The organism is Phormidesmis sp. 146-12, from assembly GCF_052939495.1.
The window spans coordinates 1-15,430 of sequence record NZ_JBJPHS010000063.1; the positions used below are offsets into that span (position 1 = coordinate 1).

Below are 15,430 nucleotides of genomic sequence, written 5' to 3' on the forward strand. Positions count from 1 at the left end.
TTTTGGGGGATTTAGGGGGCGAAGGATCTCAGCAATGACCGATCGATCAACTTGTGTGTACACGGCAGGTTGGCAGCTTGGAGGCAAAAGCACTCAGTAACGAAGCGGCAGACTCTAATCGAATTGATGTTCGTAGTCGTGTTCATTCAATTCATCGGTTAACGTTCCTTATTTTGTTGTTAACCTCTACTTTTGAGGGCAAGAGTTGCGGTTCCGTAGGCGGCCTCTGTTTGGGACGATCGCACCACCGGAACGCCTAACTGACGCCTCCGAATGGCTTGCCACGCTTGATTGTTTGCTCCACCTCCAGCCGAATAAACTTTTGTCAAGGCATTTGTTCCCAAGGATTGTAGCAGTCTGTAGCCCTTGGCTTCAATGCGAGCGATACTTTCGAGCAGCCCGTGTAGAAAAATGACAGGATCATCGGGTCGAGGGTCTAATTGTGGAGGCAGATGAGGATCGTTAATGGGAAAGCGATCGCCCGGTTTCAGCAATGGGTAATAGTCCAGCAAGCTCTCTTGATCGGTAGGAATGCGATCGCTGAGTTGGGCGAGTTGTCGATCGCTAAAGAAATGCTTTAATACGGCTCCTCCGGTGTTAGAAGCGCCTCCAACCAGCCACAGATCGCCCAATCGATGGCTATAAATTCCGTATTGTCCGGCTTCGATCCGGGTTTCGCTGAGAAGTTTGAGTACCAGTGTTGATCCTAACGAAGTGACCGCTTCTCCGGGTGTGCTAACTCCACTAGCCAAAAAAGCGGCGATGCTGTCTGTGGTTCCGGCACAAATCAGGCAGTCCGATCGCAGGTTCCATTCAGCCGCGACGGTGGGATGAATCGCTGAAACTACAGTTCCGGGAGCGACGACGTTGGGCAATCGTTTTCTGAACGGTAAAGCTTCTAACCAATCGGGATAACAGAGATGCTCAACGTCATAGCCCAATTTCAAACTGTTGTGATAGTCGCTGATTCCTAACTGTCGGTGTAGCAAAAATGCCAGCCAGTCTGCTTGATGCAAAAAATAACGCGCGTTAGAAAAGTCAGGCTGTTGGCTCCACCACAAGAGTTTGGCAAAGCTAGAAGTTGCGCTAACGACCGTGTGATTGAGGGGAGCGATCGCCTTCACATCATCCAATACCGTCGCGGCGCGATCGTCGTTGTAGAGCAGCGGTTCTGCGATCGGATCGCCTGTTTGGTCACACAGCAACACCGTTGAAGAAGTTCCATTGATGGCAATGGCGCGAATCTGCGATCGTAACGCTTTGGGAATCTGGTCGATGAGATGAAACAGGGTGTTTTGCCAAAGGGCAGGCAAATTGTCAGATTGAGTAAACGAGCGACTGGCTTGAAACTGAATTTCTGCAAGATCGTTTTCTAAAGGCGAGACGGCGACCCCTTGCGGGTAACTCAAAGAGATCGCTCTTGCGCCCGATGTGCCAAAATCGATACCCAGATACAAATCCATAACGGTTAGGTTTGAACGGCTGTTTTTGAAATCTAACTTGAGTGTGAAGATTGACGCACGACACATTCAACTAAGATTCAAGCAATCCATTCTAAGCAAGCCTCATGGAAACCACGGTTAGAGAACTGCGACCCCTCGGCAACACAGACATTCAACTTTTTGCGATCGCCCTGGGTGGAATGCCGATGTCTCTGAGCAGTAGACCACCCGAATCGCAGGCGATCGCCACCATTCACAAAGCGCTAGATCTGGGCGTAAATTTGATCGATACCGCCGACGCTTATTGTCAAGACGAATCCGACAAGCACCACAACGAAACGCTAATCCACAAAGCACTTGAGCAATATGCAGGTGACACCAGCCAGGTTTTAGTCGCGACCAAAGGCGGGTTGATGCGTCCTGATGGCTCCTGGACTCGCAACGGCAATCCGCAGCATTTACGCGAAACCATTCGAGCCAGCTATGAAGCGCTGGGAGGCCACCAGCCGATCGACCTGTGGCAATACCATTCACCTGACCCAGAGTATACGATCGCTGACTCGCTAACGCCTGCCAAAGAAGCCGTTCAAGCCGGACTCATCCGCTTTGTGGGCGTATCAAATTTTTCGGTTGAGCAGATCAAACAAGCCCGCGAAGTCGTCGAAATCGTCTCAGTCCAAAATCAATACAACCTCTGGCACCGTCAGCCCGAAACCGATGGCGTGTTGGAATACTGCGAAGCTGAAGGATTGACCTTTTTGCCCTGGAGTCCGCTCGGTGGAAGTCGTCGAGTGAATGAACTAAAGACTGTGAAAGCGATCGCTGACCTTGCCCACCAAAAAGGCGTTTCTGTTTATACGCTAGTTCTCGCCTGGATGTTAGCCAACTCGCAATGCATTTTGCCCATTCCAGGAGCCAGCAAGCCTGATAGCATTGAAGACTCGGTACGAGCAACTCAAATCAAGCTAACCGACGCAGAATTCAGTACGATCGACGAGGCAACTACGGCGTCACCATGATTTCTATCACTCAAACAGGCCGTATTTATCACCGATTCCTCTAGATTTCGTCACCCAAATTGTTGGACGATTACCTCATAGTAGAAAGTGTGCAACTTTGCGATCGTAGATGAATCAGAATTAGGGGATTGGGGAGCAAAAGCGCTGAACACCGAAGCAAAAAACGTTCATTCAATCCACACCAATCCCTAACGTAAGGTCGTATCAGGTCTCATCTACTCCACGTCTACAAAGCCAAACAACAGAAACTGCATTCTACCCTCCTCCCTCTTCCCTCCTCCCTCTTCCCTCCTCCCTGTCTCAACTGCTACACCTAAACGAAGGCGATCGAGCGGATAATACTTCAAACCAGGCAGTGAGGAACGCAGCGAACAGAAGTCTAACTAACAACCTCCAAAAAGCACTCTCAAGAACAGCAATGTTTAACGCCACCGAAATTTTTATTGATGCGTTTGTGGATCAGCTTCAGCAAGGCTATCACCGCACCTACGGCAACATGAAGTCCAATTATGCGGACATTTTAGGGTGGGCGGGCAGCATGGCTTTAGAGAATATTGCCAACAGTGACGCGCTTTACCACGATGTCGAACACACGATTCTCGTGACCCTCGTCGGACAGGAAATGCTGCGAGGTCGTCATATTCGGGATGGTGGAGTGTCTTGTGAAGACTGGCTACACTGCATTATTTCGCTCACCTGTCACGATATTGGCTATGTCAAAGGGGTTTGCCGCGACGATCGCATCGGTTCTTACGCGACGGGTCTGGACAATACGATGATTGAGTTGGCGTTGGGGGCGAGTGATGCGAGTCTGACTCCTTATCATGTCGATCGCGGCAAGCTATTTATCGAAGAACGCTTTGGCGGACATAAACTAATCGATGCCGAAATCATCAAGCGCAATATTGAGCTAACTCGCTTTCCCGTTCCCAATGCTGAAGACCATCAAGACACCATTAATTATCCTGGATTAATTCGGGCGGCGGACTTGATCGGACAACTCAGCGACCCGCGCTATCTGAGAAAAATCAATGCGCTGTATTACGAATTTGAGGAAACAGGCGTTAACAAAGCGCTCGGTTACGAACATCCAGGAGACCTGCGAAAAAACTATCCAAAATTTTTCTGGAATGGGGTACATCCCTTTATTCAAGACGCTTTGCGCTATTTAAATCTGACCCAACAAGGACAGCAGATCGTCGCCAACCTTTACGCAAATGTCTTTGTCGTGGAGCATGAATAAACTGAGATTGTAAAGAATTCGTTACAATCTCCCTCAAACACGTTAAGCTTTGTAAAGAAACTGAAACACTTTACACGAGCAAAAAATCATGAGAAGCGGATCTATCACAGACGATCAGGGCAAGCTAAACAACTTTGCGATCGAGCCTCAAATGTATGTCACCGAGGAGCCTCAAACAGGCTTTACTCCTTACGCAGAACTGCTCAACGGTCGCCTCGCTATGATTGGATTCGTTTCTCTGCTGGCCCTCGAAATTTTGACAGGTCACGGACTGCTGGGTTTCTTCCAAACCTTGTCTGAACTGTAGCTTGAATGAGTTTATAGAAGTGGGAGGGTTCGGGAACCCACAAAACCCATGTGGTTCACCCGTGGGATGTAGTTAGGGTTCGGGCGTGGCTGGCAAGCCACAGAGTCAATATTTGGTACAATACACTTGTCAAGGTGAAACTCCTTTGCCATCGTGAAACAGTTAAGACACACTTTCAGGCATCAATGAGTAGGGCAAAGAGCGGCGAAAACTCTTAAAACAGTCAGGGATAGCCACGTCTTCCCACCACCAGAGCACCGAATATTGTTTGAGAGTCCGAAAACGTAAGGCGGGGCACGCCTAAACGCTAGGTTCGTATCCTAGTACGCTTGGGGAGATCGACTCTCTGGGATTGACTAAGTTAAGCTCGTCAATTAGCGCGATGGCGCGGTTGAAAGGTTTGAACATTGCCGCAAGGATAGTGAATTTTAAGGTCATTCGTAGAGCCAAGAATCCCACTCTCTTTAGAGGTGGGAGTGTCAATAAATCGATCCCCCTGAGCTTGAAGAATAGACAGGGGGATTGTTTTATTCAGCCGTTTCTAAAGGAGTTATCGGTGTTGATGTTCCTCTAATAATTGTTGCGCTCTGGGTTTGTAGAGCAAGTGAAACAACGACTCAATATATCGCAGCATATCTTCTCGATTTTCTTGGGAGGTGTAGTTCCAAAAACCGTAAATTTTAGCGAGAGAAATCAGTCGAGTCGTGTGAATTTTCCAGGTGTAAGTGCTGTAGACTCGATCGATACTTTTCTCAGAAATCTCGTCCCAATAGTTCGGGTTTTGGTCACACTTAGAAAGGAATTCTAGAATGATCGCGGCCACTTGTTCTTGCTCGGTTGGATTGATATAAAACCCATTCACTCGGTCTTGAATAATCTCTAATGGGCCGCCAAATCGAGTCGCAAAGGTAGGCAATCCTGTGATCATGGATTCCAAAATGGTTAAGCCAAACGCTTCAAATAAAGCAGGCTGCACAAAAATGCCTTGGCGATCGGCAATCACCCGATAGATTTCACCCGTATCTCCTTTAGAAAGCCTCACGCCTAGCCAGCGAATTTTTCCATGTAGATCGTATTCATCGATCGTTTGATACATCTTCTGGATTTCGCTGATTTCTTCGTGATCGGTCGAGTCTTCGGTTCGCAGTTTTCCAGCGACCAAAATTAGATTGCAGCGCTCTTGTAGCTCTTTATTCTTGCCGAAAATTTCGACCAAACCCGTAAGATTTTTAATCCGATCTAACCGTGCCATTGAGAAGATTGGGCGCTTTTTGGGGTCTTCTAATTTGCCAAAGACTTGAGTCGGATCTTCTAAATTGAACATGAGTTCTTCGAGGCAGTCGCGATCTCTCGACAACCGCTCTTTGGTGCGAGTACAGGGAAAGAACGCTTGCTCATTGACTCCCGGCGGCACCACATTAAACTTGGGACTAAATAACTCAATCCCGCTGACTACATGATATAGCTCCGGCATCGTGAACGATTTGTAAGACTCATACTGTCCCACACTATCAGGCGTGCCAACAATTTCTTGATAAGTGCTGCTGATGATAAAGTTGGCGGCATTCATCGCAATCAAATCGGCTGTAAACTGAAGCGAAAAGTGATACTTATCCTCCAGATCTTGCCAATAAAGATTGCTGAATAAATACTTAGACTTTTCGAGCGCATGAGCAACATTGCACTGAGTGACTTTGAGCCGTCTTGCTAATAGAAACGCGACCAGATTTCCGTCTGAATAGTTGCCCACAATCAAATCAGGAACACCCTGCAACTCTGCTCTTAGTTCTTTCTCAGCATCGATCGCAAAAGTTTCTAAATAGGGCCAGATTTCAAAGCGAGAAATCCAGTTTTGCGTCAGGTTGGGATTAAATTCTCGAAAGGGAACTCGTAGAATCCAGGCATCAACTGTCTCATGAATTTTTTCTAATCGCTGGTTACAAAGCGTCCCATCACTTTGAGGAATCAAGCGCGTCAAAACAATCACTTTTGGATGCACATCCAGAACTTCTAAGCCTGCCAGATTGATGTCTTCTTGAAGCTGTTGTTCGAGACTTTTGACCTGATCGAGAATGTAGACAACCTGCCCCCCTGTATCGGGTCTGCCCAATACGCCTTCTTGCCCAAACCACCCATGAGGCGATACCAGCACAATCTTGAAAATCATAGGAATGCGCGAAATGAACGCCTCCAATGATTGGTGATCAGGTGAGTCGAGCAGTTGATCCAGGATTTCTAACGTCTCTTGAACTCGACGGGCAGTGTTGCCCCATCCTGGCTCAAAACCCAAATTTTGCAGATCGAATCGAAAGTTTTGGTAAGCAGCCTCAGAGGGTAAATCGCTAACAAATGTAATTGCCTGTTTGACTCGATCGCTCAACTCTTTTTGAGTTTGAATTCGCTCATTAATTAACAGTTGAGATCCACTACATTTATGCAGTCGCATGAAATTGAATAGCGAATCTTGCCACTCTTGCGGATCTTGAAATAGTTTACTCGACAAATAGCGATTGAGAAATTCTACCCCTTTGCCAATATTTTTAGGGTCTCGAATTATCGGAGAATAGTCATAAAATGGCTGAAAATCAATCTCAAACGTCTCACCTTCTTGAGGGTGAAATCGATTGACAAAGCGATCGCGCAGATCCAACAGTTCCTCTACGGAGATTGGTTCGACTGTCAGATTTTCTAGGACTCGATACGCCTCCTGTCGCGCAATTTTAGGGCGAATAATCATGCACAGACTTTCCTCGTCCAGAATGATTTCTTGGATGTAATAAACTAGCTTGCTCAGACGAGATGAGGTGTGAAACTGCTCAGATTTCTCATAGTTTCGGCAGTACTCTCCAAACAAATGTAAAATCTCATTTCTCAGTAAATACTTCTGCTCAGACGATCGTAAAAGACTGGCAAACTGTCGTAAATTGGTTTTCTCATCACTATTCAAAACAGCTTGAATTAAGTCAGACATTGCAACTTCCTCTTGTAGCGGTTAGACAAAGATACAGATCTCAATTTTTGATTGAAAATTAATCTTTCTGTGGGCAATCTTTTCCACAGCTTGGAACACAACGAACCCCTCACTTGTCTTGATAACTGGACAAAGTGAGAAAATACAGCAGACTTGATACTAAGCCAACGTCACACAGGGCGTATCTTCCGCAAGTCTAGAAAATTCTTAAAAGACTTGTTCAAAATTTTTTGATCTTTACCAAATCTTATTCAGATTGCTGAAGTCCATCGTAGTGATAAGTCGCCCGAACTTGCGGGCCAAACACAACCAGATCGCCCGTTTTTAACGGTGAAAATAATAGACGCTGACCATTGATCAGGAGTCCATTAGTGCTAGGTTTGCCATCTACATTACCGTCGTCGATCGTATAAACCAGCATTCCATCTTCGCGATCGACTCGGCGCAAAACCGCATGATATCGAGAGGCAAACTGCGATCGCAGACAAATATCATTTTTGGGATCTCTGCCGATCGTATACTGCGCCTTCTCTAAAGAAATCTCACGCTGCCCTGCATCATCCTCAACCACCAGCCGGGGAAAAGGATGCCCTGCAAACGGTCGAACCTCCTTACCCTCAACCGCCTTGTGAGGAGTCGCCTCATGCTCGACCAGGGTTGCGTCACAACCATCCTCATACCAGACAGGCTTTGTCGTCGGTTGCTTGAGTCCAGATAGCCCACACTGCTGAGAAGCGAGGAGTCGAGCCTGCCAGGAAACCTGATCGTCGGGCTGGAGAGACAAAGCCCGATCATAGCTGGCGATCGCTTCTGAATAGCGTTTTAACTCGACCAGCGCATTGCCGCGATTTCGCCAAGTCAAATAATTGTTAGCGTCCAGTTCTATCGCGTGATTGTAGCTCTCGATCGCATCGTCGTACTGATTTAACCCATACAGCAAGGCATTGCCGCGATTAAACCAGGCGAGTGGGTAGGCCTCATTAATCTGCAACGTGTGGTTATAGCAAATAAGAGCCGCCTCATAGTCCCCCAACCCGTACTGCATGGCGTTGCCGCGATCGTGCCAGATTTCACCTTCGGCTTCTCGGCTAGGACGCGATTGCAGGGCCCGATCGTAGCTGGCGATCGCTTCTGTAAAAAATCCCAAACTTTCTAAAGAGAGTCCCCGTTCGTACCAAGCTTCCCAAAAGTCCGGTCGAGTCCTCAGCACTTGATTGTAAGAAGCAACTGCCTTTTCGTGATCTTCGGCGGCAGCGTGACCTAACCCTTGTCTAAACCAAGAGAGCGCATTGCCAGTGAGGGGAAGACGACCGGTGTCAAGCATAGATGGATACTACTTTCCCTAGCCTGTTCTTTTCGAGCCTAGCACAGGAACAAACCCCGATGAAATCCGTCTTTGCGGAGATTGCTGGATTTCCATAAAAACCGCATGAAGATCCGTTGCAATGATCCGTATTTCCCAGGGCCTGAATTGATCTCCGGAGAGAATTCTTGAAGTTTAGTAACGTTTCGCTGCCTGTTTCGGGTTGGCGCTGCTGCACAGATCTACCATGTACACACAATTTCGGAGTCGCTTCGTTTCAGTCGCCTTCAGCCCCCTAAATCCCCCAAAATTGGGGGATTTAGGGGGCTGAAGGATCTCGGCAATGACGGATCGATCAACTTGTGTGTACACGGTAGGCTGCACGATGACAAGAACTCGCCCCCAAGCTGCCAATTTTGGGGAACCTCCGGCCTTCCATCAGCGATTTAGAGTTGGCAAGGCCAAAATTCAACCCGTCAGAATGTGTTGGGCGGTTAATTGGGGTTGTTCTAGATGGGGAACGTGACCGCAGTTTTGAATCCAGATTAGTTGACTGTGGACGATCGCTCGCTCAAACCGTTGAGCATCCGCTGTTCCTAAAATTTTGTCCTGGTCGCCCCAGAGAATCAGCGTGGGCTGTTTGAGGTTAGCAATCCGGTCGCTCAAAAAATTGTAGCCACCGCTTTGGGTAAAGGCGATCAGCGCTTGACTCCATCGGGGCTGTTTGAGATGTAGAGCAGCACAGCATTCTGCATCTAGTGTGACAAAGCTGCGATCGCAGTAGGCGTTGAGGCTGACCTGCTGACGGACTTTGGGCTGACGCAAAAATTCGGTCGCCAGATAGCCCAGCGGCGGAATGAGAAATCGCCCGATCGCCGGGCCGGCCGCAAACCCCGCACTGTCGATCAAAACTAACTGAGAAACCGCTTCGGGATAGGTGAGCGCAAAATCGATCGCAGCCGCCCCGCCCATTGAGGCCCCCACTAAAATCACGGGCTGACCAATCAGCGTTTGCCAAACATGATAAAGGTGCGTCTTGATCGCATCGGGTGTAAAAGCAACGCCCACCGGACGATCGGTAAAGCCAAACCCCAGTAAATCGATCGCCCAGACGGATCGAGCTTGAGCCAACAGAGGCAGCAGACGACGAAATTCTAAAACTGAGCTATCGAAACCGTGCAGTAGCAAAATGGGAACCCCTCCCGACCCTTGATGCACATAGGTCGTTTGGATCGGGTCAGCCCTCAGCGGTGTGGCGATCGCTTGAGCGGTGATTTGTTGAGCAAGCGCGATAGAAGTCACTTCGGTGAGTTGAGCAACTTTGGGGGGTAAAAAGTTGGCAAACATAGAGTCTAGTCTACTGTAAAACGCCTCGCTGTCCCTGTTTAGCGTTCTTTATAAAACGGTGGTGACTGTGATTTTGGCTAAATTCTGACTAGAGCTTTATGAAGGCTTGTGCTACTTGCTCTACAAACATCCGTACTTCCCCTGAGAACTGTATGTAGAATCCACCAGATCTCCAGGGAAGAATAGGCTCGTTTCTGTCCTGACCCTAGTCCCCTTGAGAAGTATGAGCATGGAATCTGCCCAGTCATCTACCTGGAATCGTCACCCGTTGTCTGTGGAGCAGTCTGTTCTGCCAGCGTCTGATCTGTTGACTACAAATCCGTCGTCTTCCTGGAGATCTGGGACGGCAGTGGCTTTTATTGATACCCGTGTGAAGGATTATCAAAGTCTGATCACAGGAGTCAACGCCGGGACGGAGGTGCATGTTCTCGATCCGCTTCAGGATGCGGTGGCGCAGATTACTCAGACGCTGATGGGTCGCTCAGGTATCGCCAGTCTACATATTTTGGCTCACGGGACATCAGGAAGGCTGAATTTGGGCAGCACCTCGCTCAGTTTAGAAACGTTGAACCGCAATGTCGATCGCTTAAAGTCCTGGGGCGGTGCGTTAACAGAAGATGCAGATATCTTGCTCTATGGCTGCGATGTGGCAGCGGGCGATCGCGGATTGAAGTTTATTCAACAGTTTAGTCAACTAACGGGGGCGGATGTTGCCGCGTCTAACGATCGCACAGGAGCGGCTGACTTAGGGGGCGATTGGACACTAGAAGTCAACACGGGAGAGATTGCGGCGGGTCTGGTCTTTAAGGCAACAACGCTGGCAACTTATCAGCATTTACTGCCTGTCGAGTTGCTTTCGTCGGCTAACGTTACGTCGGTCAATAATGCGGGTGGTTCGATCGGGAGTGCTTCGACCAGCGGCGACGGAAAATATGTGGTGTTTAGCAGCCTCGCCAATGATTTGACGGCCGACGATCGCAACCCTGGTCAGGATGTATTTTTGCTCGATCGCTCCAATCCGCTCGCCCCGATCGTCACGTTGATCAGCCGCAATACGACCAATCCAGCGACCAGCACTTCATCCAATGCGGTGATCAGCGCCGATGGAAGCTATGTGGCTTTTGTCAGCAATTCTGTCACCCTGGATGCTGAAGTTTCCTACACAGATACCCGACCGAACAATGATGTGTTTGTGTGGGAGCGATCAACCGGAAAGATCAATCTCGTGAGCCGGACAACCGATCTCACGCCGACGGCAGGTGACTTTGATTCGGTCACTCCTGTAATCAGCGACAACGGGGACTATATTGCATTTGTCAGTCGCGCCAACAACTTAAGTACGATTCCTAGCAGAAATAATGGACGAACCCTCCCGGATGTCTTTTTGTACGATCGCACCGCTCAAACCGTCAGCTTGGTCAGCAGCAATATCGACAACACTGCCGGGGGGCGTTTAGGCTCATTGACTCCGGCGATTAGTGGCGATGGTAACTATGTGGCATTTGCCAGTAACGCGATCGATCTAGAACCCACTGCGAGTCAAGGAACCTTTGTCTGGAATCGGGCAACGGATGAAATGACGGTTGTGGCCGCTGGGACAGGACTAACGAATCCCGTGATCAACCAAACGGGTAGCCGCATCGCCTTTAGTACAACTGCGTCCCTCGTGGCAGAAGACACCAATGGGGTTGATGATGTCTATCTGTGGGATCGCACAACAGGGATAGAACTGGTTAGCTTTAACGCCACCGGAACGACCAGCGGCAACGGAGCGGGTGTCGGGTCAGGATCGTCTGCGCCTGTGATTAGCAGTGATGGCAATTTTGTAGCATTTGTCAGCCTTTCGAGTGATCTGGTGGCGGGGGTTACCGATGACAATGCCGTGACAGATGTGTTTGTGCGCGATTTGAGCAATCCGACGCGGCAGACGTTTTTGGTGAGTCAAAGTCAAGCAGGGGCGATCGGCAATGGGTCATCTTCTAATGTCAGCATCAGCGCCGATGGGAAGCAAATTGCCTTTACCAGTCTATCGAGCAATCTTGTGGCCAACGACACCAATGCAAAACGAGATGGGTTTGTGCGGGATCTCAGTAATCTGGCGGCTCCGACAACGATCTTGGTCAGTCGTGACACTGCTGGAGCAGCCGGAAACGATGAATCCGCGACTTCGGGAACAGGCGACTCGACGACACCGATCGTCAGCAGAGATGGCAAATTTGTTGTTTTCTCTAGTCGCGCCTCCAATTTGATTAACAATGATGGCAACGGGGCAGAAGATAGCTTCATCAATGAGGTGCAGACGGGGACGACGACGATCGTTTCGTTCCGCAATGCTGATCCTGCGCTGGCATCCCTGACAGGCAATGGGGATTCTAATACGGCGTTGGGGGCGGTTAGTGCCGATGGGCGCTATGTGGTGTTTGTTAGCAAAGCTCCTGAGCTAGTAGCCAATGACAACAATGCGGCTCAGGATGTGTTTTTGCGGGATGTACAGACGGGCACGGTGACGCTGGTCAGTCGCAGCGGGGCAGGTAGTGGAAATGGAATTTCTGGCAATCCCGTGATCAGTCGTGATGGGCGCTATGTGGTCTTTGTCAGCAGCGCTTCTAATCTGGTGGCAGGTGATGCGAATGGTGGTCAGGACGTGTTTTTGTGGGATCGACTGGATGGCTCGACTCGATTAGTGAGTGGCGTAAATGGCGGTAGCGATGATGTTGCGCCGAGTATTAGCAGTGATGGGCGCTATGTCGTTTTTGTTAGCAGTGTGAGTAATCTCGTTGCTAATGATGCTAATAATCAAGCGGACGTGTTTTTGTGGGATCGGCAAGACGGTTCGATCCGGTTAATTAGCGGCGTAGATGCAACTACTAGCAGCAATGGAAGTTCCGATCGCGCCACGATCAGCCGTGATGGGCGCTATGTTGCCTTTACCAGTAACGCCAGTAATCTTCCAGATAATGCGGCTGGACGACAAAATGTGTTTGTGTGGGATCGTCAAGATGGGTCGATCAAACTGATTAACCGCAATGGAGCCACGATCGGAGACGGAACTTCTGCAACGCCTGTAATCAGCGGCAATGGGCGGTTTGTGGCTTTTGTCAGCACGTCAAGTAATCTAGGCGGCGGCACAGATGCAAACAATGCTCAAGATGTGTTTGTCTATGATTTGCAGTTGGGCACGACGACTCCGGTTAGTTTGTCTACAAGTGGGGCTTATAGTGCTGGGGCAAGCGGCATGAGTGCGACTCGATCGGACTCTCCTGTCATCAGTGACGATGGGCGATTTGTGTCTTTTGTCAGCAGCTTCAGCGATCTGGTTGCGAATGATGCGAACGATGCTAGAGATGTGTTTGTGCGCGACTTGGTGAGCAATCGAACACTGTTGGTTAGCTCTAACAAAGAGGGGACGGCAAGCAGCACCGGAACTGGGTCTGGTGGCATGTCGGGAGGATCTGGCTCATTTAATCCGGTGATTAGCAGTGACGGGCGATTTGTTGCTTTTGTTAGCTTCTCAAACAATCTTGTAGACAATGACACCAACAATGCTCAGGATGTGTTTGTGCGCGATTTGTTGGCTGATAGCGGCAATGGTAAAACTCGATTAGTCAGCCAAAATCTAGCAGGCACCAGTAGCGGCAATGGAGCTTCTTTTGACCCGACGATCGATGCGATTGGCAGCTACGTTACATTCACAAGTGAAGCGTCTGATCTGGTGGATCGCGATCGCAATAACAAGACCGATGGGTTTGGGTTGCAGCTTGCTAACACCGTAAGAATCGAGAGTCTATACGGAGCAGCGATCGAGGCAACCAAAGCGGCTACTTACAAAATCACGCGCAGCGGCACTCAAGGGAATTTGACGGTTAAGTTGGCGATCGATGCCTTGAATACGGCTTCTGTCTCAGATTACACGCTGTCAGTAGGAGCCACTGCAATCACGCCGATTAACTCAGAGCTAACGATCGTCATTCCAGATGGGGCGAGTGAAGTGATTTTGACCTTGACTCCCACTGATGATGAGGCTGCTGAAGCGGATGAAACAATCAAGCTCAATCTGTTGGCGGGAGAAGGCTATGTGATTCCGATGGGGACTGAGAGTGCAACGGTTGCGATCGCTGCCAATGATACGACTGTGACGAATACCAATGATGCAGGAGAAGGATCACTCAGACAAGCGATTCTCAACGCTAATGCCTTTGGTGGAGTGAATACGATCGACTTCAAAATTGGTTCCGTTAGTAAAACGATCAATCTGGCTTCTGCGTTACCGACGATCGCCGATGCTGTGATCATAGATGGAAAAACGCAGGCTGGCTATGTAGCAGTTACAGACGCTCCAGGAACGCCGATCGTTGAATTGAATGGGGCAGGTGCAGGAGATGCGAACGGATTGGTGATCAGTGCGGGGAATAGCACTGTAACAGGTCTGGTAATCAATCGCTTTACGCAAGACGGAATTCGGATTACCGCAGGCACCAACCAAATTCAGAAAAACCTGATTACTGAAAATGGGGGCGCAGGCATTGCGATCGTTGGACTGACAAACAATCGGATTGGGCTAAACACAATCACGGCCAACACGGGTCTAGGAATCGATTTGGGAGGCGATGGGGTTACGGCAAACGATCTGGGAGATGCGGACGCGGGCGCAAATAATCTGCAAAACTATCCGCTCTTGGTGACGGCGGAACCTGTGGGAGGAAGTACGATCGTTTCCGGAACCCTCAACAGCACAGCGAGCAAACCGTTTCGAGTAGAATTTTTTAGCAACGATAGTGCTGACGCATCAGGGAATGGAGAAGGACAGACTTATCTTGGTTTCAGCGATGTGACGACAGATGCCAGCGGCAATGCAATCATCACATTCTCGGCAACGGGAGCGCTCACCGGAAAATTTATTAGCGCTACTGCTACAGATATCGCAACAGGAGACACCTCTGAGTTTTCAACAGCACGAGTCGTTGTTGCTCCAAAAGTCTCGATCGCGTCCTCAATTGCAACGCTTGCTGAAGGCAACAGTGATACAAAGCTTTACATTTTTGTAGTCACATTAGATCAAGCTAGTAGTCAAATCGTTAAAGTCAATTACACCACAGAAGATGGATTAGCGATAGCAGGCATCGATTATACAGCCGTGATGAATGGCGAAGTAGAATTTGCACCGGGAGAAACGACAAAAACGATTGCAATTGATATCACTGGCGATATTCTTCAGGAAATAAACGAAGACTTTAAAGTGACGCTGAGTACGCCTACCAATGCGACGATTAATAGCGCGATCGCAACGGGCATTATTCAAAACGATGACACGCCGCCCACAATTTCAGTCGCCAACGTCACCCAGCAAGAAGGTCAAAGCGGTGACACGCCCTATGTGTTCGATGTCCTGTTATCGAATCCAAGCGGTCAAACCATCACAGTCAACTACGCCACTGGAGATGATACGGCTCAAAGTTCCACCGACTACATAGCCGCAACTGGACAGCTTACTTTTGCACCAGGCGTTACTAGTCAGCTAGTTACCGTTCTCGCTAAAGGTGATGTGGAATTTGAGCCAAACGAGCAGTTCAAACTATTGCTTACTGGCGCGACGAATACCGAAAATACAACGACTGGGGCGATCGCTATTCTCGAAAATGACGACAATCCACCGCCCACAATTTCAGTTGCCAACGTCACGAAACAAGAAGGTCAAAGCGGCGACACGCCCTATGTGTTCGATGTTGTGCTGTCAAATCCGAGTGGTCAAACCATCACAGTCAACTACGCCACTGGAGATGATACGGCTCAAAGTTCCA

8 protein-coding genes are annotated in these 15,430 nt (G+C 49.1%); 4 read left to right on the plus strand and 4 right to left on the minus strand.

Annotated features, from left to right (window positions below):
* Positions 1-179: 179 nt before the first annotated feature.
* Positions 180-1,463 carry an FGGY-family carbohydrate kinase gene (locus ACKFKF_RS22785; protein WP_446869806.1) on the minus strand — a complete coding sequence of 428 codons (1,284 nt, stop codon included), beginning with the start codon at positions 1,461-1,463 and terminating at the stop codon, positions 180-182.
* A gap of 104 nt (positions 1,464-1,567) precedes the next feature.
* Between ACKFKF_RS22785 and ACKFKF_RS22790 the strand changes: the two genes are divergently transcribed.
* The 3 genes from ACKFKF_RS22790 (at position 1,568) to ACKFKF_RS22800 (ending at position 4,011) form a co-directional block, all read left to right on the plus strand.
* Positions 1,568-2,461, plus strand: a complete 894-nt coding sequence (locus ACKFKF_RS22790; protein ID WP_446869807.1) for an aldo/keto reductase — start codon at positions 1,568-1,570, stop codon at positions 2,459-2,461.
* A 418-nt stretch (positions 2,462-2,879) separates the two neighbouring features.
* On the plus strand, positions 2,880-3,704 hold the full coding sequence (locus ACKFKF_RS22795; RefSeq protein WP_446859173.1) for an Npun_R2479 family HD domain-containing metalloprotein: 825 nt from the start codon (positions 2,880-2,882) through the stop codon (positions 3,702-3,704).
* An 88-nt stretch (positions 3,705-3,792) separates the two neighbouring features.
* Positions 3,793-4,011: a chlorophyll a/b-binding protein gene (locus tag ACKFKF_RS22800; RefSeq protein WP_446859172.1), complete on the plus strand. Its 219-nt coding sequence runs from the start codon at positions 3,793-3,795 to the stop codon at positions 4,009-4,011.
* Positions 4,012-4,561: 550 nt separating this feature from the next.
* Here the strand turns inward: ACKFKF_RS22800 and ACKFKF_RS22805 are convergent.
* The 3 genes from ACKFKF_RS22805 to ACKFKF_RS22815 form a co-directional block, all read right to left on the minus strand.
* Positions 4,562-6,982, minus strand: a complete 2,421-nt coding sequence (locus ACKFKF_RS22805; RefSeq protein ID WP_446869808.1) for a sucrose synthase — start codon at positions 6,980-6,982, stop codon at positions 4,562-4,564.
* 247 nt (positions 6,983-7,229) lie between these two features.
* Positions 7,230-8,306: a tetratricopeptide repeat protein gene (locus tag ACKFKF_RS22810; RefSeq protein WP_446869809.1), complete on the minus strand. Its 1,077-nt coding sequence runs from the start codon at positions 8,304-8,306 to the stop codon at positions 7,230-7,232.
* A gap of 447 nt (positions 8,307-8,753) precedes the next feature.
* Positions 8,754-9,632: an alpha/beta fold hydrolase gene (locus tag ACKFKF_RS22815; protein WP_446869810.1), complete on the minus strand. Its 879-nt coding sequence runs from the start codon at positions 9,630-9,632 to the stop codon at positions 8,754-8,756.
* Between the two features lie 229 nt (positions 9,633-9,861).
* Between ACKFKF_RS22815 and ACKFKF_RS22820 the strand changes: the two genes are divergently transcribed.
* The coding region (locus ACKFKF_RS22820; protein ID WP_446869811.1) for a DUF4347 domain-containing protein at positions 9,862-15,430 on the plus strand (5,569 nt) is incomplete at its 3' end.